Source organism: Variovorax sp. GW531-E2 (assembly GCF_059423125.1).
Genome location: NZ_JBWKXQ010000075.1, coordinates 1 through 19971, shown reverse-complemented (window position 1 = coordinate 19971; position 19971 = coordinate 1). Strand labels below are relative to the sequence as shown.

Below are 19971 nucleotides of genomic sequence, written 5' to 3'. Positions count from 1 at the left end.
TTCAGGCCGCGCACCACGGCCGTCCGATTCAGCTGAGAACCGTCAATCCGCCCGGCAACGAACGGGCGTCGAGATCGAAGGCATGCTGCAGCTGCACCAGCGCCAGGTCGAGCGACGCGATGTGGAAGCTCCCGGTCACCAGGCGGCTGCGCGCGGCCGTGTTCATCAGCACCACACGACCGCGCCGGTAGCGGTTGATCTCGTCGAGCACGTCGGACAACCGGGCCTGCGTGAACACCAGCTCGCCCTTGCGCCAGGCCGACAGGTTGGCAGCGCCGACCAGCGCCACGCTGCTCACCGATGTGCCGTCGTACACCGTCTGCTGGCGCGCGCGCAGCTCACGCGCGCCCGCGGGGTGCTCCACGCGCACCGCGCCTTCGATGCAGGTCACGCACACCTTGGCGTCCAGGTAGCGGACCTCGAAACGCCCCGACTCGGCCAGGCTGCGGCCGGCCCCGGCCACGACGCCGAAGGGCCGTGCGCCGCTGGCCGACGACAGATCGAACGCGGCCTCTCCCTCGAGCAGGTCGACGCCGGTCGTCCGGCCGTCCACCGTGCGGCGCCGGATGCGGGTCTGGGTGTTCAGGGTGACCTGCACCCGCTCGGTGAGGCCCACCTCCAGCTGCTCGCCGGTGGCGGTGCGGTAGTCGCCGCCCCATCCCGCCGGCGCGGGCCACAAGCCCGCGGACGGATGGAACACCGCCACGCCCGCGACACCGGCCATGGCCGCCGCGCCCGCTGCCGCACCGAGGAAAGCGCGGCGCGCGAGCACCGGCCGGGGCCGGTGGCGCGCATGAAACGCCGCCGCATCGGCATTGGTACGCAGCACGCCGGCAGAGGCCTGACCGAGCACGGCCCATTGCGACTTGGCCTCCTTGAAGACCGCCGCGTGCGCCGGGCTGCGCGCCAGCCAGTGCTTGAAGCGCCGGGCGTCCTGCGGCTTGACGGCACCCGAATGAAGCAGCCGCAGCCACTCCCAGGCCTCGTGCCGCGTCGTGTCGGCCGCGAGGACGGGATCGTCGACCGGTGCCGTCAGGGGGTCGTGCATCACGGCCGCGACCCTTCTTCCGGGCCTCGGCCCGTTGCGAGCGCCAAGGTGATTCGATTCTTCACTCCGTACGACGAACGGGCCGCGCCGATCCCGCAACTATTTTTTTTCATGGGCCATCCGGGCACTCAGGTAGTCGTGCGCATGCTTGAGTTCGTATTCGACGGTGCGCAGGGAAATGCCCAGGCGCCGGGCCACTTCGGGCTGCGTCAGTCCCTCCATGTGCACGAGCACGACGACCTCGCGCCGCCGCGCCGGCATGCGGTCCAGCAGCTTGATCACGGCGTCCAGCTGCGAACGCGCCTCGGCGATCCGCGCGGGTCCCGGCGCCGTGTCGGCCAGTTCCATCAGTGCATCGATTTCTTCGAAAGGCAGGTTGCGACTCTGGCGACGCTGGATGTCCAGCGCAATGTTGAACGCCATGCGCACGAGATAGCCACCCGGCCGCTGGATCGGCCCTGCCTCGCTTCCGCCCTGGTCGTTCACGCGCAGCCAGGTGTCGTGCAGCGCGTCCTCGGCCAGGTCTGCATTGCGCAACGCACGGCCCAGTTGGCGCTTGAGGGCGTCGTAGTGCCTGGACAGGTAGTCCATGAGCACGGGGCGGACGTCTTCGGCCATGGACAGATCAGGACGGCGAGCGGCCGGCCGCCTCGCGGCAGCGCGTTCCGCCGCGCGCATCGGTGGGCAGGATGAGCAGCGTCAAGGGCTGCGGCAGGTCCGGCGGCGGCGCATGCGCGAGGCGCACGCCCCGCAGAACCTCCAGCATCTCGGCGTCCCGGGCCGCGTCGCCGGTCAGGCCGAGCAGGCGCGGCCGACGCAGTTGGCCCGCCTCGTCCACCTCGAAGCGCAACAAGGACCGGTACGTTCCCGGCCGCGTGTGCACATTGCCGCACAACGCTTCCCAGACCCGCGCCTGCAGCAGGCTGGGGTAGCCCGCCAGGCTTCCCAGGCTGGCCGCGCGCGGGGCCTCCGCCCGGGCCTGCGCCGGCCTCAGCGCGAGCGTGACGGCCGAACCCGTGCGGACCTTTTCGGCCACCAGGCCCGTGCCCTCCAGCAACAGTTCAAGCGCGGTGTCGGGGGCGTAAAGCCCGCGCACCGCGGAGGACGTCAGCCCGGCCAGGATTTCGCTGCGAAAGAGTGCAGGCTGCCGCGTGACGGCGGCATAGCGCTTGAGCGCATCGGCCAGGGGAAGCGAGGGAATGTCGAACGCCAGTGCGGCGTCACCCGTGCCTGGAACCGCGCCGGCCGGGGCCTCGCCCTCACGCAGCGGTGATGCAGGCCCGTCGCTCGCCCAGGCCGTGCCGGCCAGCCACGACAGCGCGAGCGCGCAGAGTGCGGCGCTGCGGCCTGCCGAGCCCGCGAACCCAGGGTGCACCTCGCTCACCCTCGCGGCGCAACGATGCCGCGCGCATCGTCACGCCCGCCGTGAGGATGCGAAAGCCATGGCAGGGAAAAAAGTCGAGTCGGCAAGGAGCGCACGCCAGTCGGGAAACTTGCATGCTGTCACCGGCGTGTGACGGTCTCGTTGCAACGTCAGACCTTCCTGCACCCCAGCGCGCGGCGCGCGTCCCGTGTGCCGCAGGAAGCCCGAGGACGCCCCTCGAGCGGCTGACCGACGCTCAGCCCGCCAGCCGCCCCGCCACCAGCTGCAGCACGCGGTCGCAGCGCTTGGCCAGGTCCTGGTCGTGCGTGACCATCACGAAGGCCGTGCCGTGCCGGTGCGCGAGGTCGAGCATCAGCGCGAACACGGCGTCGGCCGTGCTGCGGTCGAGGTTGCCGGTGGGCTCGTCGGCCAGCACGCAGGCCGGCTTCGTGACCAACGCACGCGCAATGGCCACGCGCTGGCGCTCGCCGCCCGACAGCTCGGCCGGCCGGTGGTGCAGGCGTTCGCCCAGGCCCACGCTGGCGAGGATCTTGGCCGCGGCCTGCGACGCTTCGCCGGCCTCGACGCGGCGGATCTTCAGCGGCATCGCGACGTTGTCGAGCGCGCTGAACTCGGGCAGCAGGTGATGGAACTGGTAGACGAAGCCCAGGTGATGGTTGCGCAAGCGGCCCTGCTCGGCGGGGTCGGCATGCGCGATGTCCTTGCCGAGCAGTTCGACCTTGCCCGCGGTGGGCGCGTCGAGCCCGCCCATCAGGTGCAGCAGCGTGCTCTTGCCGGAGCCGGACGCGCCGACGATGGCCAGCGTTTCGCCGGCGTGCACGTCGAGATCGACACCGTGCAGCACGGTGAGGTCGATGCGGCCTTCGTGGAAGCGCTTGGTGAGGCCGCGGGCCTTCAGGACGACATCACTCATAGCGCAGGGCCTCGGCAGGATTGACGCGGCTGGCGCGCCAGCTCGGGTACAGCGTGGCCAGGAAGGCCAGGATGAGGGAAATGACCGCGATCGGCATGATGTCGCTTTGCTGCGGATCGCTCGGCATCTTGCTGATCAGGTAGATGTCCTTGGGCAGGAAGCTGGCGTGGAAGAGCTGCTCCAGGAAGGGCACGATCACGTCGATGTTGTAGGCGATGCCCAGGCCCAGCAGCAGGCCGCCCACGGTGCCGATCACGCCCACCATGGCGCCCTGCACCACGAAGATGGCCATGATGCTGCGCGGCGAGCTGCCCAGCGTGCGCAGGATGGCGATGTCGGCGCGCTTGTCGGTCACGGTCATCACCAGCGTCGAGACGAGGTTGAAGGCCGCCACGGCGACGATCAGCGTGAGGATGATGAACATCATGCGTTTCTCGACCTGCACGGCCGCGAACCAGGTCTTGTTCTGGCGCGTCCAGTCGCGGATGAGGAACTGGCCGGGCAGCGTGACGGCGAGCTGGTCGGCCACCTCGCGCGCCTCGTGCAGGTCTTTCAGCTTGAGGCGGATGCCGGTCGGGCCTTCGAGGCGGAACACCTTGGCCGCGTCTTTCTCGTGCACCATCGCCAGCGCCGAGTCGTACTCGTAGTGGCCCGAGTCGAACACGCCGACCACGGTGAACTGCTTCAGGCGCGGCACCACGCCGGCCGGCGTGACCTGTCCGCCCGGCGCCACCAGCGTGACCTGGTCGCCGGGCTGCACGAACATGGAGCGCGCCAGCTCGATGCCCAGCACGATGCCGAACTCGCCCGGCACCAGCTTGTCGAAGGTGCCGCCCTTGGCGATGCCGCCGGTGTCGGTGACCTCGGGCTCGAGCGCGGGGTCGATGCCGCGCACGATCGCGCCCTTCATGTCTTCGCCGCGCGCGATCAGCGCCTGCGTGTTGATGAAAGGCGCCGCGCCGATCACCTCGGGGTTCTTGCGGGCGTCGGCCATGATGGCGTCGATGTCCTGCAAGGCCTGGCCGTCGCGCGAGAAGATCTCGATGTGCGACACCACGCTGAGCATGCGGTCGCGCACTTCCTTCTGGAAGCCGTTCATCACGCTGAGCACGATGATCAGCGCCGCCACGCCCAGGGCGATACCGAGCATCGACACGCCGGAGATGAAGGAGATGAAGCCGTTGCGTCGCGTGGCACGGCCCGCGCGCGTGTAGCGCCAGCCGAGCTGCAGTTCGTAGGGGAATCGCATCAGCGGCCTCGCCCCGTGGCCTCAAGGGGCATGGGCGCACCCGCGGGGGGCGGCAAATACTCGGGGTGAGGAGCGAGGGGGTAGGTCATACGGTGGAATTGTGGCATCCCGGACAATAGGGAAATGGCCGAACCTCTCCCACGTCATCTGTTGATTCCCTTTGCCGGCCGCGGTTCCCCGGCTTGCCGCGCGGCGCTCGCGACCCTGCGACTGCCGAACCTCGAAACCCTGCTGCTGCGCCTGACGCTCGCCGACACCGACACGCAGGACGACAGCACCCGCTCCCCGCCGCACGAACGCGCCCTGGCCCGCGCGCTGGGCCTGCCTCCCGCCGACGACGGCTGCATTCCCTGGGCCGCGCTCGAAGCCCGCAAGACCGGCCTGGCCGCGCCCGGCGATCACGAGGCCTGGGGCCAGGTGACGCTGTGCAACTGGCAGGTCGGCATCGACGACGTGGCGCTGGGCGACCCGAGCGGCATCGAGATCGACGCCGCCGAATCGATGGCCCTGCTGGCCGTTGCAGACCCGTTCTTCGAGGAAGACGGCATCGCGCTCTACCCCTCCGACACGCCCGGCCGCTGGCTCGCGCGCGCGCCCATCTTCGACGGGCTGGCCACGGCCTCCATCGACCGCGCAGTGGGGTACCCCATTTCGCAGTGGTCGCCGCTGGGCGATGCCTCGCGGCCGCTGCGCCGGCTGCAGAACGAGATGCAGATGCTGCTGTACACGCAGCGCGTGAACGACGAACGCACCGCGCGCGGCGTGCCGCCGATCAATTCGTTCTGGCTCAGCGGCACCGGCGTCCTGAAGGACGGCGACCTGCCCTCGCCGCCCCTTTCGCGCACGCCGGTCGTCGACCTCGCGCTGCGCGACGCCGCGCTGCGCGACGACGGCCTGGCCTGGGCCGCCGCCTGGCAGGCCTTGGATGCGGGCGCCGTCGCCGGCCTGCTCGCTGAGCTGACGCGCGGCGCCGACGTGGCGCTCTCGCTGTGCGGCGACCGCGGTGCGCAGCTTTTCACCGTGCAGCCGCGCGGCCTCGCCCGCTGGGCCAAGGGCCTGTTCGACCGCAACCGCGCCACCCAGGTGCTGGAGTCCCTATGAAGATCATTGCCCGGGACATCCCGCCGCGCACCGTCTGGGCGCTGGAACAGGCCGGCGTGCACCCGCTGCTGGCGCGCCTCTTTGCCGCGCGCGGCGTGCGCGGCAAGGACGAGCTCGACGACGGGCTCGCGCGCCTGCTGCCGCCCGACACGCTGCGCGGCACGCGCGAAGCCGCCGTGCTGCTGGCCGACGCCATCGCACAGGACAAGCGCCTGTGCATCGTGGCCGACTACGACTGCGACGGCGCCACCGCCTGCGCGGTCGGCGTGCGCGGCCTGCGCCTGCTGGGCGGCAAGAACGTGAGCTACCTCGTGCCCGACCGCGTGGTGGACGGCTACGGCCTGACGCCGCCCATCGCCGAGCGCGTGGCTGCGGCCGGCGCCGACATGCTGATCACCGTCGACAACGGCATCGCCAGCGTCGAGGGCGTGGCCGCCGCCAAGGCGCGCGGCCTGCAGGTGCTGGTGACCGACCACCACCTGCCCGGCCCCGAACTGCCCCTGGCCGACGTGATGGTCAACCCGAACCAGCCCGGCTGCGAGTTCGAAAGCAAGAGCATCGCCGGCGTCGGCGTGATGTTCTATGTGCTGCTCGCGCTGCGCTCCGAACTGCGCACGCGCGGCGTGTTCGACACCGCCACGCAACCCAAGCTCGATGCACTGCTGCCGCTGGTGGCGCTGGGCACCGTGGCCGACGTGGTGAAGCTCGACGCCAACAACCGCCGCCTCGTGGCGCAGGGCCTGCGCCGCATCCGCGCGGGCGCGATGCCCGCCGGCGTGGCGGCGCTGTTCAAGGCCGCGGGGCGCACCGCCTCGGCCGCGACCACTTTCGACTTCGGCTTTGCCCTCGGCCCGCGCATCAACGCGGCCGGCCGGCTGGCCGACATGACGCTGGGCATCGAGTGCCTGCTGACCGACGACGCCGGCCGCGCCGACGAACTCGCGCGCATGCTCGATGGCATCAACCGCGAGCGGCGCGACATCGAGGGCGGCATGCGCGACCAGGCGCTGCTGCTGGCCGAATCGCTGTTCGCGGCCGATGGCGAAGGCGTGGAAGCGCCGCCGCCGGCCATCAGCGTGTTCGGCGCGGACTTCCACGAAGGCGTGGTGGGCATCGTGGCCTCGCGCATCAAGGACCGCTTCCACCGCCCGACCTTCGTGTTCGCGGCCAGCGCGGCGCCGGGCAAGGAGCAGGAGCTGAAGGGCTCGGGCCGATCGATCCCGGGCTTTCATCTGCGCGATGCGCTCGACCTCGTGGCCAAGCGCCACCCCGGCGTGCTGCTGCGCTTCGGCGGCCACGCGATGGCCGCAGGCTGCACCGTGGCGCGCGAGCACTTTCCCGTCTTCGAGCGCGCGCTGGCCCAGGTCGCCGGCGAATGGCTGGCCGAGGCCGCGCTCACGCGCCAGATCGAGACCGACGGGCCCATCGCGCGCGAGTACATGCGCATCGACCTCGTCGACACGCTGCACCGCGAGGTCTGGGGCCAGGGCTTCGCGCCGCCCACCTTCAGCGAAGAGGTCGAGGTGGTGTCGCAGCGGCTGGTGGGCGAGAAGCACCTGGCGCTCAAGCTCAAGCACCAGGGCCAGCCCATCGACGCGATCTGGTTCAGCCACACCGAGCCGCTGCCGCCGCGCGTGAAGCTGGCGTTCCGGCTGGATGCGGACGAGTGGCAAGGGGTGCGCCGGCTGCGCTTTCTGGTCGAAGGCGCGGAGGTGTGACGCGGGCGGCCTAGACTGGAGGCCCATCCATTCGACCGGGCACTCTCGCATGCAGCAAGAAGCCATCTCGGCCCACGACATCTTTCCGCACATCCGCGTCGTGATGGGCATGGTCATCGGCCTGGGCGTGACCCGGCTGCTGTCGGGCGTCGCACGCATCGTGCAGCACCCGACGCAGTACCGGCTCTATGCCGTGCACCTGGCCTGGGTCGCCTCGGTGCTGCTGGCGCTGGTGCATTTCTGGTGGTGGGAGTTCGGCCTGTACCAGATCGACAGCTGGACCTTCGGCACCTACGCCTTCATCGTCAGCTACGCGATCCTGCTCTTCCTGCTGTGCGCGCTGCTCTTTCCCGACAGCATGCAGGACTACGCGAGCTACCGCGACTACTTCTACGCCCGCCGCGCGTGGTTCTTCGGCTTGCTGGCCGCCACCTACCTGCTTGACGTGGTCGACACGCTGATCAAGGGCGAGGCGCACTTCGCCCGCTTTGCGATGGAGTACCTCATCCGCACGCCCATCCTCGTGGGCCTGTGCGTCGCGGCGGCCCGGTCGGCCAACCCGCGCTTTCACACGGCCTTCGTTGCGGGCACGCTGGCGTACCAGCTGTCGTGGATCTTCCGGCTCTTCGACACCTTGGATTGAGCCGCTGCGGCCAACAGGAACAGGACCTGCGTCCATGAGGGCAGGCTAGTATCCACGTCCTTCAACCGATACGGACCCCACCTACCGCCGTGAGCACCCTGCCCCCTTGCCCCCAATGCCATTCGGAATTCACCTACGAAGACGGCCTCAACCTTGTCTGCCCCGAATGCGCTCACGAATGGTCCGCCTCGGGCGCTGCCGCCGAAAGCGCAGCCGATGAGGGGCGGGTCATCAAGGATTCGGTCGGCAACGTGCTGAACGACGGCGACACCGTCACCGTCATCAAGGACCTCAAGGTCAAGGGCTCGTCGCTGGTCGTGAAGGTCGGCACCAAGGCGAAGAACATCCGCCTGATCGAGGGCGACCACGACATCGATTGCAAGATCGACGGCATTGGCGCGATGAAGCTGAAGTCGGAATTCGTGCGCAAGGCGTGAGACCGGCCTGGCTCATGCGGCGCAGCGTCTCGCTGTCCGTTCGTCACGCCGGTGCCGCGCGGACTTCCTAGCCGGCCAACTCCCGGCAGCGCGCGGCGTCCAGCGCATGGCCGCAGGCGTGGAACTCCCGCGCCGCCGCGGCGAAGCCTTCGCGCGCGGCAGCGACACGGCCCGAGGCCCGTTCGATGTGGGCCTGTGCCTCGTGCAGCGACGCGTACCAGGCCGGCAACTTCATCACCACGTTGGCCAGGTATTCGGACTGCTGCTGGTGGCTGGCGGCCAGGTCCAGCTCGTGCGCTCTCGCGGCCGCGATGGTGGCCGGGATGGCGAAGGTGATGCGGCAGCCGGGGCAGCTTTCCAGCGGGCCGCGCACGTTGGCCTCGGCCTCCTCCAGCACGCCCAGCGCAGCGTCGGGCTGCGTGGCCATCGCGATGCGGGTGCCGTAGATGCGGTCCAGCAGGTGGAAGCCGACGTCGGACTGGCGCGCGACGTCGAGCGCTTCGTCGAGCAGGCCGCGCGCCCGGTCCATCTGCCCGCGGTAGATCGCCAGTTCGGAGCGGCGCTGCAGCGACAGCGCTTCGCCGGTCGCGCCGCCGATCGCGCGGTGCATGCGCCCGCCGGCCACCAGGTCCTGCTCGGCGGCGTCGAGCTGGCCGCTGAGCAGCCAGGCCTCGCCGCGCAGCGTGACCGCGAACGCATGCCCGCGCGCCGCGCCCAGCCGCTGCGCTTCCGTGGCCAGCGCATCGGCGAATGCGATGACCTCGGCGTACGGCCGCGAGCCGTACAGGAAGCGCTGCGTGATGCACAGATGGCCGTCGAACACGCGCACCGCCAGCTGCGGCAGGTGGCTCGTCTCCTTGAGGTCGGCCCACACGCTGCCGTGCAGATCACCGCGCGCGTGTGCCGCCGCGGCCTGTGACCAGGAGGCGATCACGAGCGTGCCTTCGTCGCCCGTCTCCAGGGCGATCCGGCGCACTTCGGCCGAGCGGCGCGTGCCTTCGGCGGGGTCCCCGAAGCCCAGGGCCGCCGCGCCGCTGTAGGCCAGCGCTTCGGCGAGGCGCCCCGCCACCGTGGTGGGATGCACGTCCTTCAGGTACTGCAGGGCACCGGGCGGATCGCTCATCTTCACTTGCGCCAAGGCCCGCTTGGCGCGCAGTTCGTGGGACAGCGCCTCCGCAGCGACGGCGGCGGCCGCATCGTAGGCGGCCAACGTGCCGGGCCGGCCCAGCGCGTCCAGGGACTCGGCACGCAGCGCCAATGCTTCCGGCTGCGCCGCCCGGTGCACGAGCAGCGGCTCGACGTGGCGCAACACGTCCTCGTAGGCGCCGAGGCGAAAGGCCTGGCGCGCAGCCGCCAGCGCACACGGCATCGCCTGCTCGGCGTCGCCCGCGGCGAGCCAGTGATGGCCCACCAGGCCTGGTGCCGCACCGCCCTGCGCGAGCCGCACCGCCACATCGCGATGCAGCAGCACACGCCGGTGCGGCGGGATGCCTTCGGCCAGCGCGTCCCGCACGAGGGCGTGGCGGAAGCGGTAGCGGCCGTCGGCCACCACCAGCACGCCTGCGGCCAGCGCCTGGTCGAGTCGCGCCAACGCGTCGTGGCCTTCGTCGGCGGCCAGCGCCACGGCCGTGGCCACGTCGAAATCTTCGGCCGACAGGGCCAACCGGCGCAGGGCCTCCGTCGCGCCGGGGTCCAGGTCGCACAGGCGTTCGGCCAGGGCCGACGACAGGCTGCGGGACATTACCGCCGTGGCGCCGTCCGACGTGGTGGTACCGCGCGCGAGCTCGACCACGGCAAACGGCAGGCCTTCGGCACGACGGGCGATGGCGGTGGCGGCCTCGCCCGTCATCGGTGCGTCGGCCGAACGGGCCGCGAGCAGCGCCGCTTCCTCCTCGGACAGCGGGCCCAGTTCAAGGGCCTCCAGCTGGCCGGCACGCTGCAAGCGTGAGGTGTTCCGGTCCAGCAGGGGCGGCAGTGCGTGCCGGCACGCGAGCAGCACGAACACCGGGGGGCCGCTTGCCGCCAGTTGCGTCAGCGCCTGGGCGCTCGCGTCGTCCGCCGCGTGCGCATCGTCGACGATGAGCAGCACCGGCTTTTGCGCGGCGGTGGCCAGCAGCAGCCGGCGCACGGCGCCCACCATCTGGTGGCGCCCGAGCGGCAGGGCCAGCGGCTTTACGTCGCCCGAGGCGGTCATCTGCGCCAGCACAGCCTGAGCGTGCGCACCGATGGCCTGCGCCGCGTCGGGCAGCTCGCCGAGCAAGGGCTCCACCAGGTCGGCCGCGATGCCGTAGGGCCGGGTCCAGTCGCCGGCCTGCAACGAGCGCACCTGCCAGCCCAGGCCCCGCGCTTCTTCGGCGACGCGGCGGCAGAACGCGGTCTTGCCCATTCCTGCCGGTGCGCGCACCACCGCGCCCCCCGGACGGCCCGCGAGGCTGGCGCGCAGCCACCCCAGGACACGCACCAGCTCCATGGCACGGCCGACAAAACGCGGCGCGGCGCCCTCCAGGCCCGCCACGCATTCGCGGTACAGCGCTTCGGCCGACGGGCCGGGGCGCATGTCCAGGGTCTGCAGATGGTCGCGCAAGTGGCCGTACCAGCGCAGCGCCGAAGAGCGCCGCCCGGCCGCCAGTTCCTCGCGCATCAACTGGACATGGGCTGCCTCGTCGGTGGGGTCTTCGCGCACCAGCCGTTCCAGGTCGCCGGTCTGGCGCAGCAACCGCAGGAACTTGTCGCGCAACCGCTGGCGCGGCGCCTCGGTCCAGGCTTCGTAGCGGGCGTCCGGCAGGAGGTCGCCGCCGTAGAGCTGCGCGGCCGCCTTGCAGGCCTGCGGATCGCCGCTGTGCAGGGCCTCGTCCGCTGCGCGCTCGAACCGCTCGGCGTCGCATGCCACCGCCTGGTCGGGCAGCAGGAAAACGCGGCCGCCTCGCAGCACCAGGGCGTCGGGCTGGCCGATGAACTGGCGCGCGTGGTGCGCGGCCTTGCGCAGGTTGGCGCTGCCGGCGTCGGGGTCCAGGTGCGGCCACAGGGCTTCCACCACCTGCTCGTTCGCCAGGCTGCGTCCGGGCTGCAATGCCAGCAGCTGCAGCAGCTCGGCGGCGCGCCGGGTCAGCGGCACTGGTGGAATCTGCGGGTCGTCGCCGGCCACGCTCAGGTGGAACGGGCCCAGCAGCCGGATCGACACGGCTTCGGACGGCGGAGTCGGTGGGGGCGACATCGCGATTCCTTTCCCCCGGCACGGGCCGGGAACGTTTCAGGAACGCCAAGCGTGGAGCATCAGTATGCCGTCTATCGAATCTGGCGGGTGCAACGAATAGACGCACCACCCTCGCGCCCGCGGACCCTCAAGGAGTACCTCATGCATATCGCAAAAGACGCCGTCGACGTGAAGATGGAAATTCCCGGTGCCCTGATCCGGCAGCGTTTGAATTTCGGCGACGCGACCGGCTACAGCAAGATCAGCGGCGAGTACTTCACGCTGTCGGCGGGCGTCGACACGACGCCGCTCTTCCAGGGCCTGAACAACCACAACTCCTGCCAGTGCCCGCACTGGGGGTTCGTGCTCAAGGGCCAGATCACCACCACCGACGATGCCGGGGAGCAGGAGACCGTGAAGACCAACGACCTGTTCTATTGGCCGCCCGGCCACAACGTCAAGGTCGACGCCGACGCGGAGATCGTGATGTTCAGCCCGCAACACGAGCACACGCACGTGATCGACCACATGATCGAGAAGGTGAAGTCATGAACCCGAACAAGGCCCTCTGGGAAAAAGGCGACTTCACCCGCATCGCCGAGAGCATGCGCGAGAGCGGTGAAGACGTCGTGCGGCACGCCCGCATCACGCCCGGCATGAAGGTGCTGGACCTCGGCTGTGGCGACGGCAACACCGCCATCCCGGCCGCGAAACTCGGCGCGCAGGTGCTGGGCGTGGACATCGCCGCCAACCTGGTCGCCGCGGGCAACCGGCGGGCGGCCCAGGCCGGGCTGTCGGCCAGCTGCCGGTTCGAGGAAGGGGACGCCTGCGAGCTGCGGCTGGAGAACAAGTCCTTCGACCTCGTCATCAGCATGTTCGGCGCCATGTTCGCGCCCAAGCCCTTCGACGTGGCACGGGAGATGGTGCGTGTCACGCGTCCGGGCGGCCGCATCCTCATGGGCAACTGGATCCCGAACGACCCGACGCTGGTGGCACAGATCCTGAAGATCAGCTCGTCGTATGCGCCCCCGCCGCCCGAAGGTTTTGTGAGCCCGATGGGCTGGGGCTCGACCCCGAACATCATCGAGCGCTTTGGCGCGGCGGGCGTCGCTTCGGAGGCCATCAGCTGGGAACGCGACAGCTACATCTTCGACTTCAAGGGTTCACCGGCAGAGTTCGTCGACACCTTCCGGCAGTTCTACGGGCCGACCATGAACGCATTCGACGCGGCAGCCCAGGCGGGGCGCACCGACGAACTGCGCACGGAACTGGTGACGCTGTTCCAGAGCCAGAACCAGAGCCAGTACCCCAACACCTGCCTGATCGCCGCGACGTTCCTGCGGGTGACGGTGGACGTGGGCTGATCCGCGGTGTCCCGTCGCCTTCTGCGGCCGCTCCGGACCGCCGGACAGGTCGAGGGAGACAAAGAAAAAGCCCGGCAACGCAGGACGTTGTCGGGCTTTTTTGATTGGTGCCGCTTGTCGGAATCGAACTGACGACCTTCCGCTTACAAGGCGGGTGCTCTACCAATTGAGCTAAAGCGGCTGAAAGAAAGCAGTGCTGGCGACGATTCTAAGCGGCCGGCTTTGGGGCCGACCGCGTCGTCACTTGACGCGCTTGAGCGACGGCCGGGTGCCGCCACCGGCCGGTGGGCGCGGCGGCTCGTCGGTCGGGTCGGAAGGCGCCGAGCCGGCGTCGACCGTCTCGTCGCCCTCTTCGCCCGTCACCAGGTGGAACACCTTGCTGGCGTCGCCTTCGGTGCCGCGCGAGGCATCGCGCAGCGGCATGCGCGGCGCGCTGTTCGGCGAAGCCGCGGCCGAGGCGACGTCATCGCCATCGTCGGACGTGGTGGCGGCTGGCACGGGGGCCGGGAACGCCATGCCCTGGCCGTTCTCACGGGCGTAGATCGCGATCACGCGGCCGACCGGCACGCTGATCTCGCGCGCCGTGCCTGCAAAGCGGGCCTTGAACTCGATGAAGTCGTTGCCCAGCTTCAGCGAGCTGGTCGCGTCGAAGCTGATGTTCAGCACGATCTCGCCGTTCTTCACGTACTCGCGCGGCACCTGGACGGTGTCGTCGACCAGCACCGCGACATAGGGCGTGAACCCGTTGTCGGTGCACCACTCGTACAGCGCCCGGATGAGGTACGGGCGGGTGGAAGAGGACTCGAGCGCGTTGATCATGAAGGACGGCGAAAAACGAAGGAAGCAAGCACGCAGCTTACTTACTTTCGCATGACCTTTTCGGAAGGCGTCAGTGCTTCGATGTAGGCCGGGCGCGAGAAGATGCGCTCGGCGTACTTCAGCAGCGGTGCCGCGTTCTTGCTCAGGTCGATGCCGTAGTAGTCGAGGCGCCAGAGCAGCGGCGCGATGGCCACGTCGAGCATCGAGAAGTTGTCGCCCAGCATGTACTTGTTCTTGAGGAACACGGGCGCGAGCTGCGTGAGGCGGTCGCGGATGTGCGAGCGGGCCTTTTCGAGCGCCTTCTCGTTGCCCTTGGCGGTGCGGTTCTCGAGCGTGGCGACGTGCACGAACAGTTCCTTCTCGAAGTTGAGCAGGAACAGGCGCACGCGGGCACGGTCGACCGGGTCGCCGGGCATCAGCTGCGGATGCGGGAAGCGCTCGTCGATGTACTCGTTGATGATGTTCGACTCGTACAGGATCAGGTCGCGCTCGACCAGGATCGGCACCTGGCCGTACGGATTCATCACGCTGATGTCTTCGGGCTTGTTGTAGAGATCGACGTCGCGGATCTCGAAGTCCATGCCCTTTTCGAACAACACGAAGCGGCAGCGGTGGGAGAAGGGGCAGGTCGTTCCTGAATACAAGACCATCATGGCGAGAGACTCCTAAAAATCAAAAAGAGTGGGTCGCCTGGGCAACCCACTCTGTGGGACCGGACGCACGAGGCGCCCGATCGGCGTGAACGGAATTACTTGACGTCTTTCCAGTACGAGGCGTTCAGTCGCCATACGAAAACCACCGACATGGCCAGGAACAGCAGCACCCAGACGCCGATGCGCACGCGGGTGTTCTGTGCCGGCTCGGCCATCCACTGCAGATAGCCGACGAGGTCGCCCACTGCGCTGTCGAACTGCACCGGGGTCAGCGTGCCGGGGGTCACTTGCTCCCACTTGCCCGTGAACACGTCGGTGGCATGACCGTGCTGCTCGACCTTGGCGTGCACCGGCAAGCGCTCGCCCTGCAGTTCCCACAGCGGGTTCGGCATGGCGACGCTCGGGAACAGCAGGTTGTTCCAGCCGGTGGCCTTGGTGTCGTCGCGGTAGAAGCTGCGCAGGAAGGTGTACAGGTAGTCGGGGCCCGTGCCGCCGTGGCCGGCGCGCGAACGGGCGACCAGCGTCAGGTCGGGCGGCGTGGTGCCGAACCATTCCTTGGCCTGGCGCGCGTCGATGTTGGCCTTCATGGTCTCGCCGACCTTGTCGGTCGTGAACAGAAGGTTGTCCTTGATCTGCTGCTCGCTGATGCCGATGTCCTGCAGGCGGTTGTAGCGCATGAAGGCGGCCGAGTGGCAGTTGAGGCAGTAGTTGACGAACAGCTTGGCGCCGTTCTGCAGGGCCGCCACGTCGGTGGTCTTGTTGGGCGACTTGTCCCACGCCAGACCGCCCGATTCGGCGGATGCGGCCGCGGAGAAGGTCAGGCCCAGTGCCAGACCCATGACAGCGAGCCAGCCGGAAATTCTTTTCTTCATCGTGTTTCTCTCAAGCTCTCTTGCACTTGCGCGCGCATCAATGGGCGGCGAAGACCACGCGCTCGGGCACGGTCTTGAATTCGCCCTTGCGGCTCCACCACGGCATCAGCAGGAAGAAGCCGAAGTAGAAGAGCGTGCCGATCTGCGAGATGGTCTGGGCGATGTCCAGGGCGAACGAGCCGATGACCAGGTTGCCCCAGACGCCGGGCGCCTGGATGCCCAGGTAGCCCAGGATCAGGAACAGGAACACGAACACGCCGTAGACATACTTGTGCCAGCTCGGACGGTAGCGGATCGACTTGACTTCGCTGTGGTCGAGCCACGGCAGGAAGAACAGGATGATGACCGAGCCGCCCATGATGACCACGCCCCAGAACTTGGCGTCGAAGGTCTTGAGCAGGAAGATCACGACGGCAGCCACGACCACGGCGGCAACCTTCAGGCCCATGCCCGACTTGCCCTTGATGAAGTTCCAGACGGCGGCCGCGGCGATGATCAGCGCGAACACGTTGACCATGTCGTCGGTGGTGGCGCGCAGCATCGAATAGAACGGCGTGAAGTACCAGACCGGGGCGATGTGGTTCGGCGTCTTCAGCGAATCGGCCGGGATGAAGTTGTTGTACTCCAGGAAGTACCCACCGGCTTCAGGCGCGAAGAAGATCACGGCCGAGAAGATCGTGAGGAACACCACCACGCCGAAGATGTCGTGCACCGTGTAGTACGGGTGCGACGGGATGCCGTCGAGCGGATGGCCGTCGGGACCGCGCTTGGCCTTGATCTCGATGCCGTCGGGGTTGTTCGAACCCACTTCGTGCAGCGCGATCAGATGGGCCACCACGAGGCCGAGCAGCACCAGCGGCACGGCGATGACGTGGAAGCTGAAGAAGCGGTTCAGCGTGGCGTCACTCACGACGTAGTCACCGCGGATCAGCAGGGCCAGGTCAGGACCGATGAAGGGGATGGCAGCAAACAGGTTCACGATCACCTGGGCGCCCCAGTAGGACATCTGGCCCCAAGGCAGCAGGTAGCCCATGAAGGCTTCGGCCATCAGGCACAGGAAGATCGCGCAGCCGAACACCCAGATCAGCTCGCGCGGCTTGCGGTAGCTGCCGTACATGAGGCCGCGGAACATGTGCAGGTACACCACGATGAAGAACGCCGAGGCGCCCGTCGAGTGGATGTAGCGGATGAGCCAGCCCCAGGGTACGTCGCGCATGATGTACTCGACCGATGCGAACGCCTGGTTCGCGTCGGGCTTGTAGTGCATGACGAGGAAGATGCCGGTCACGATCTGGATCACGAGGACCAGCATCGCGAGCGAGCCGAAGATGTACCAGAAGTTGAAATTCTTCGGCGCGTAGTACTTGCCCCACTGGTCGTTCCAGAGCTTGGTCAGCGGGAAGCGGTTGTCGACCCAGTTGAGCAGCTTCTCGCCGGCGGGGGCGTTGGGGGAAACTTCGTGAAATTCAGCCATGTTCGTGGTCTCCCTCAGGCCTTCTTGCTGTCGTCGCCGATGAGCAGGCGCGTGTCGGACAGGTACATGTGCGGAGGCACAGGGAGGTTGTCAGGAGCGGGCTTGTTCTTGAAGACGCGACCAGCGAGGTCGAACGTGGAACCGTGGCAAGGGCAGAGGAAGCCGCCCTCCCAGTCGTTCGGCAGCGAGGGTTGCGGACCGGCCTGCAGGCGGTCGACCGGCGAGCAGCCGAGGTGGGTGCAGATGCCGACCACGACCAGCACATCGGGCTTGATCGAACGATGGCCGTTCTGTGCGTACTTGGGCGTGAATTCGTCGGGGTGACGCTTGGAGAGCGGATCGGCGAGCTGGCCGTCCAGCTTGGCGAGCTCGGCGACCTGGTCAGGGCTGCGCTTGAGGATCCAGACCGGCTTGCCGCGCCATTCGACGGTGATCTTCTCGCCGACCTTGAGGGCCGAGATGTCCACTTCGACCGCGGCGCCCGCGGCCTTGGCCTTTTCGGACGGCTGGAATGTGCTCACAAAAGGGATTGCGGTGGCCACGCCGCCCGCTACGCCGGCACAGCTGGATGCGATCAACCACGTCCGCTTGCTTGTGTCGATCCGGGGCGAGCCGGAGGTCATGTCACTCATGGGGATCCTCTAAGTCTTCTTCGCTGGAGCAGGGGCTGACCTTCGCCGCAGCAAGGTCAACCCGAGATTGTAGCGGGGCGCAAAAGGGTTTTTCAATGATTGCCGCGCGTGCGCACGGCGCCGCAGCACGTGCGCGACAGCACGCGACGGCCCTTGGCGCTCAGCTCAGCAGCCCGTACTGGGTCGCCTGCCGAACGGCCTGGGTTCGCGACTTGACGGCCAGCTTGCGGTAGATCCGCTTGGCGTGGAACTCGACCGTGTTGATCGAGAGGCAGATCGCTTCGGCAATCTGCCGATTGCTCCAGCCTTGCGCGATCAGGCGCAGCACATTGAGCTCCCGAGGTGACAGCAGCCCGGGAGCAGGCATCGGGGGCGAGACCGTGTCGCCGTCGCGCAATGCGGACTCGACACCCTCCGGTTTCGCGGACGCCGCAATCAGGCCGAGGACGCGACGCGCGACGCGTGCGTCCATCGGCGAACCGCCGCGCTCGATCGAACGCAGCAAGAAAGAGAGCTCAACATCGTCGGCGCTCGTCAGCAGGTAGCCGGAGGCTCCTGACGAGATTGCGGCCTCGACCAGCAGGCGGTCGTCGTCCTTCGACATGGCGATGGCGTCGATCTGCGGGTAGGTACGCCGCAGGTGCGACAGGAGCGCGACACCGCCGTCATCAGTGAGGTGCATGTCGACCAGCACCAGGTCGTAGGGCAACGCGGCCAGCAGATGGATCGCCTCCGCATGCGTGGAGGCGATCACGACGCGGCGACCTGGGGCCAGATCGCAAAGAAGGCGTCGCATGCGGTCGGCCAGGGCCAGGTCGCCCTCAACGATCAGGGCACCGAAGAAGGCACAGCCCAAGGCGGCGTACCGGCCGGTGAGTGCCGGCGCCGAGTGTGCGCTGCTGGCGGACAGGTGATTCATCATGAGCAGACGCCTCCGATCACTCCGTCGGCCACGGGCCCGCACACTCGCACACCCTCCGTCACCCCACTTTCAGACAATCGAACCACGCATATCCCCTTGTTGTGCCCCGCGGCCTACCTTGAATGTCAACTTTCGTTTCAGGGTACTGCAGGAACGATGCCTGGGAGGCGGCCATGCGGCCCGTCACAACGATGGCTCGGTGAGTGCGTTGATTTCATTGAAGAAATGCAGCGGTAACGCCCGGGACCCTGCCGATGGAGCTGCGCGGCAGTCGCCGTCGTTACGGCTGCCGCGGGCGGAACGTTACGTAGCATTGAGATACACATGGGCCCGTCACACTCACCCACAAAAATCGGGGCAATACGCAGTTACAAGGATGCCGTGGCAAACGCCTCATCCACCGGGCCAAATTAGTTGCGGCACACTTCTGATGCTGCTAACCTCAAGTCAAGAGCATAAAAACCCTTTGAGAGGATCACTGTGAAGACGAACAAACTGGTTGCTACCGTCGCCCTTGCCACCCTGGCAATCTCGTCGGCTTTTGCCCAAACGCAGGTTACCCCTGCGCCCGCAAGCAACAACACTCGCGCATTTGCACCAGGCCCCGCTGGCGCTCCGAGCGCAACCGCTGCTGGCCTTGGTGGCCTGACCCCCGCTCAATGGGGCGCTGTTGGAGGCACCGGCGCTCTGATGCTGGCCCTCGGTAGTAGCAACAACGGCAACGGCGGCGGCGGCTTCTTCGTCCCTGGCACCGGCACCACCGGCACGGGCACCACCGGCACGCGTTAATGCTGGTTGCCCTCCTGAAAGGAGGGCATTCGCTGAAAAGTCCGCGCGTTGCTTCCGCCACGCGACTCTTAGAACGTTGCCTTTTGGCAACGTTTTTCTTGGGCGTTGGCGGTTGCTCCTCCGGAACTTCAGCCATGCTGGATTCGGCTCGCCTGCTGTATCGCGGCGAGTCTGTAGCAACCCAGCCCAATTTCAATCCCAGCTATCGGTACCTGCGGACCACCGTCGAAGGGCGCGTCCTGTACATGGTGCTCGGCTACATCGACCAGCGCGCCGAAGGGCCCGTCGAGGTTTGGTACAGCGGCACGGGCGAAGTCATCCGACTTCTGAATGGTCAACTGGTCGGCACGACCGGGCTGTCCATCGACTGGCGCGACGTTCGACTTGCCAACCCACCCGCCTGGCAAGCTCACACTGCCAACACCACGCAGACCTACGCGCGCGAACGCGACCTGATGCCCGGCTATCGCTTCAGCATTCGCGACGATATCGCGCGCACATCGATCGCGCCGCCCACCGACAGCGCTCTCGCCGGCGTGCCCGCAAGCGCCTTGCGCTGGTATGAAGAACGCAGCGTGTCCCGCCCTGCGACAGCCTCCGTTCCTCCCGCCCGCTTCGGCGTTTCATTTGCTTCTGGCGCCCCTCAGGTCGTGTATTCGGAGCAATGTATTTCCCGCGACCTCTGCATGAGCTTCGAACAGTGGACACCCCCCGCACCAGCAGCCGGCACCGCGGCGCGCGCTGGTACATGAGCCCCCTC

General features: G+C 68.2%; 19 protein-coding genes and 1 tRNA gene. 7 read left to right on the top strand and 13 right to left on the bottom strand.

All coding sequences use genetic code 11. The features are described from left to right. Positions 1–28: 28 nt before the first annotated feature. The 5 genes from AC07XP_RS28815 to AC07XP_RS28795 form a co-directional block, all read right to left on the bottom strand. Positions 29–1048: a FecR family protein gene (locus AC07XP_RS28815; protein WP_495266585.1), complete on the bottom strand. Its 1020-nt coding sequence runs from the start codon at positions 1046–1048 to the stop codon at positions 29–31. 99 nt (positions 1049–1147) lie between these two features. Further along, on the bottom strand, positions 1148–1666 hold the full coding sequence (locus AC07XP_RS28810) for an RNA polymerase sigma factor (RefSeq protein ID WP_495266584.1): 519 nt from the start codon (positions 1664–1666) through the stop codon (positions 1148–1150). 7 nt (positions 1667–1673) lie between these two features. Further along, complete coding sequence (locus tag AC07XP_RS28805) at positions 1674–2432, bottom strand: TonB-dependent outer membrane receptor (RefSeq protein WP_495266583.1); 759 nt, start codon at positions 2430–2432, stop codon at positions 1674–1676. A gap of 235 nt (positions 2433–2667) precedes the next feature. Beyond that, entirely contained in the window at positions 2668–3345 is a 678-nt protein-coding gene (lolD, locus tag AC07XP_RS28800; protein WP_390346302.1) for a lipoprotein-releasing ABC transporter ATP-binding protein LolD, read from the bottom strand. Further along, positions 3338–4594, bottom strand: a complete 1257-nt coding sequence (locus AC07XP_RS28795; RefSeq protein ID WP_095743837.1) for a lipoprotein-releasing ABC transporter permease subunit — start codon at positions 4592–4594, stop codon at positions 3338–3340. The genes lolD and AC07XP_RS28795 overlap by 8 nt, the downstream gene beginning before the upstream one ends. A 123-nt stretch (positions 4595–4717) precedes the next feature. On the opposite strand from AC07XP_RS28795, the gene AC07XP_RS28790 reads away from it, so the two are divergent. From AC07XP_RS28790 to AC07XP_RS28775, 4 genes are all read left to right on the top strand, one after another. After that, positions 4718–5695, top strand: a complete 978-nt coding sequence (locus AC07XP_RS28790; RefSeq protein WP_495266582.1) for a hypothetical protein — start codon at positions 4718–4720, stop codon at positions 5693–5695. After that, positions 5692–7413 carry a single-stranded-DNA-specific exonuclease RecJ gene (gene recJ / locus AC07XP_RS28785; protein WP_095950947.1) on the top strand — a complete coding sequence of 574 codons (1722 nt, stop codon included), beginning with the start codon at positions 5692–5694 and terminating at the stop codon, positions 7411–7413. Before AC07XP_RS28790 ends, recJ begins: the two co-directional genes overlap by 4 nt. A 49-nt stretch (positions 7414–7462) precedes the next feature. Then, positions 7463–8056 (top strand): hypothetical protein, encoded by a 594-nt coding sequence (locus AC07XP_RS28780; RefSeq protein WP_495266581.1) that lies wholly within the window; start codon positions 7463–7465, stop codon positions 8054–8056. Positions 8057–8145: 89 nt separating this feature from the next. Beyond that, positions 8146–8493: a zinc ribbon domain-containing protein YjdM gene (locus tag AC07XP_RS28775; RefSeq protein ID WP_495266580.1), complete on the top strand. Its 348-nt coding sequence runs from the start codon at positions 8146–8148 to the stop codon at positions 8491–8493. Between the two features lie 67 nt (positions 8494–8560). On the opposite strand, the gene AC07XP_RS28770 is transcribed toward AC07XP_RS28775, so the two are convergent. Next, positions 8561–11707 carry an ATP-binding protein gene (locus tag AC07XP_RS28770; protein ID WP_495266579.1) on the bottom strand — a complete coding sequence of 1049 codons (3147 nt, stop codon included), beginning with the start codon at positions 11705–11707 and terminating at the stop codon, positions 8561–8563. A 141-nt stretch (positions 11708–11848) separates the two neighbouring features. Here AC07XP_RS28770 and AC07XP_RS28765 point away from each other — a divergent pair, with 141 nt between their 5' ends. Together AC07XP_RS28765 and AC07XP_RS28760 are read left to right on the top strand one after the other, a co-directional pair. Further along, entirely contained in the window at positions 11849–12238 is a 390-nt protein-coding gene (locus tag AC07XP_RS28765) for a cupin domain-containing protein (RefSeq protein WP_307697119.1), read from the top strand. Then, positions 12235–13050, top strand: a complete 816-nt coding sequence (locus tag AC07XP_RS28760; protein ID WP_495266578.1) for a class I SAM-dependent methyltransferase — start codon at positions 12235–12237, stop codon at positions 13048–13050. The genes AC07XP_RS28765 and AC07XP_RS28760 overlap by 4 nt, the downstream gene beginning before the upstream one ends. A 105-nt stretch (positions 13051–13155) precedes the next feature. Here AC07XP_RS28760 and AC07XP_RS28755 read toward each other — a convergent pair. The 7 genes from AC07XP_RS28755 to AC07XP_RS28725 all read right to left on the bottom strand — a co-directional run bounded on the left by AC07XP_RS28755 (position 13156) and on the right by AC07XP_RS28725 (position 18422). After that, positions 13156–13231 (bottom strand) — tRNA-Thr (locus AC07XP_RS28755). A 59-nt stretch (positions 13232–13290) separates the two neighbouring features. Continuing rightward, on the bottom strand, positions 13291–13869 hold the full coding sequence (locus AC07XP_RS28750; protein WP_495266577.1) for a ClpXP protease specificity-enhancing factor: 579 nt from the start codon (positions 13867–13869) through the stop codon (positions 13291–13293). A 41-nt stretch (positions 13870–13910) separates the two neighbouring features. Next, positions 13911–14522: a glutathione S-transferase N-terminal domain-containing protein gene (locus AC07XP_RS28745; RefSeq protein WP_062473683.1), complete on the bottom strand. Its 612-nt coding sequence runs from the start codon at positions 14520–14522 to the stop codon at positions 13911–13913. Between the two features lie 95 nt (positions 14523–14617). After that, positions 14618–15394 (bottom strand): cytochrome c1, encoded by a 777-nt coding sequence (locus tag AC07XP_RS28740; RefSeq protein ID WP_062473681.1) that lies wholly within the window; start codon positions 15392–15394, stop codon positions 14618–14620. Between the two features lie 37 nt (positions 15395–15431). Then, positions 15432–16868: a cytochrome b gene (locus tag AC07XP_RS28735; RefSeq protein ID WP_070059900.1), complete on the bottom strand. Its 1437-nt coding sequence runs from the start codon at positions 16866–16868 to the stop codon at positions 15432–15434. Positions 16869–16882: 14 nt separating this feature from the next. Next, positions 16883–17500 (bottom strand): ubiquinol-cytochrome c reductase iron-sulfur subunit, encoded by a 618-nt coding sequence (gene petA / locus AC07XP_RS28730; RefSeq protein WP_062473677.1) that lies wholly within the window; start codon positions 17498–17500, stop codon positions 16883–16885. A 160-nt stretch (positions 17501–17660) separates the two neighbouring features. Further along, positions 17661–18422, bottom strand: a complete 762-nt coding sequence (locus AC07XP_RS28725; protein ID WP_495266576.1) for a response regulator transcription factor — start codon at positions 18420–18422, stop codon at positions 17661–17663. Positions 18423–19345: 923 nt separating this feature from the next. Here AC07XP_RS28725 and AC07XP_RS28720 point away from each other — a divergent pair. Then, positions 19346–19963, top strand: a complete 618-nt coding sequence (locus tag AC07XP_RS28720; protein ID WP_495266575.1) for a YjbF family lipoprotein — start codon at positions 19346–19348, stop codon at positions 19961–19963. Positions 19964–19971: the final 8 nt, after the last annotated feature.

Excerpts from the sequence above, each read along its gene's own strand:
- AC07XP_RS28770 (WP_495266579.1), bottom strand. The coding sequence starts at position 11,707 with ATGTCGCCCCCACCGACTCCGCCGTCCGAAGCCGTGTCGATCCGGCTG.
- petA (WP_062473677.1), bottom strand. The coding sequence starts at position 17,500 with ATGAGTGACATGACCTCCGGCTCGCCCCGGATCGACACAAGCAAGCGG.
- AC07XP_RS28760 (WP_495266578.1), top strand. The coding sequence starts at position 12,235 with ATGAACCCGAACAAGGCCCTCTGGGAAAAAGGCGACTTCACCCGCATC.
- AC07XP_RS28795 (WP_095743837.1), bottom strand. The coding sequence starts at position 4,594 with ATGCGATTCCCCTACGAACTGCAGCTCGGCTGGCGCTACACGCGCGCG.
- AC07XP_RS28790 (WP_495266582.1), top strand. The coding sequence starts at position 4,718 with ATGGCCGAACCTCTCCCACGTCATCTGTTGATTCCCTTTGCCGGCCGC.
- AC07XP_RS28750 (WP_495266577.1), bottom strand. The coding sequence starts at position 13,869 with ATGATCAACGCGCTCGAGTCCTCTTCCACCCGCCCGTACCTCATCCGG.
- AC07XP_RS28720 (WP_495266575.1), top strand. The coding sequence starts at position 19,346 with ATGCTGGATTCGGCTCGCCTGCTGTATCGCGGCGAGTCTGTAGCAACC.
- AC07XP_RS28725 (WP_495266576.1), bottom strand. The coding sequence starts at position 18,422 with ATGATGAATCACCTGTCCGCCAGCAGCGCACACTCGGCGCCGGCACTC.
- lolD (WP_390346302.1), bottom strand. The coding sequence starts at position 3,345 with ATGAGTGATGTCGTCCTGAAGGCCCGCGGCCTCACCAAGCGCTTCCAC.
- AC07XP_RS28745 (WP_062473683.1), bottom strand. The coding sequence starts at position 14,522 with ATGATGGTCTTGTATTCAGGAACGACCTGCCCCTTCTCCCACCGCTGC.
- AC07XP_RS28740 (WP_062473681.1), bottom strand. The coding sequence starts at position 15,394 with ATGAAGAAAAGAATTTCCGGCTGGCTCGCTGTCATGGGTCTGGCACTG.
- AC07XP_RS28815 (WP_495266585.1), bottom strand. The coding sequence starts at position 1,048 with ATGCACGACCCCCTGACGGCACCGGTCGACGATCCCGTCCTCGCGGCC.
- AC07XP_RS28735 (WP_070059900.1), bottom strand. The coding sequence starts at position 16,868 with ATGGCTGAATTTCACGAAGTTTCCCCCAACGCCCCCGCCGGCGAGAAG.
- AC07XP_RS28810 (WP_495266584.1), bottom strand. The coding sequence starts at position 1,666 with ATGGCCGAAGACGTCCGCCCCGTGCTCATGGACTACCTGTCCAGGCAC.
- AC07XP_RS28780 (WP_495266581.1), top strand. The coding sequence starts at position 7,463 with ATGCAGCAAGAAGCCATCTCGGCCCACGACATCTTTCCGCACATCCGC.
- recJ (WP_095950947.1), top strand. The coding sequence starts at position 5,692 with ATGAAGATCATTGCCCGGGACATCCCGCCGCGCACCGTCTGGGCGCTG.
- AC07XP_RS28765 (WP_307697119.1), top strand. The coding sequence starts at position 11,849 with ATGCATATCGCAAAAGACGCCGTCGACGTGAAGATGGAAATTCCCGGT.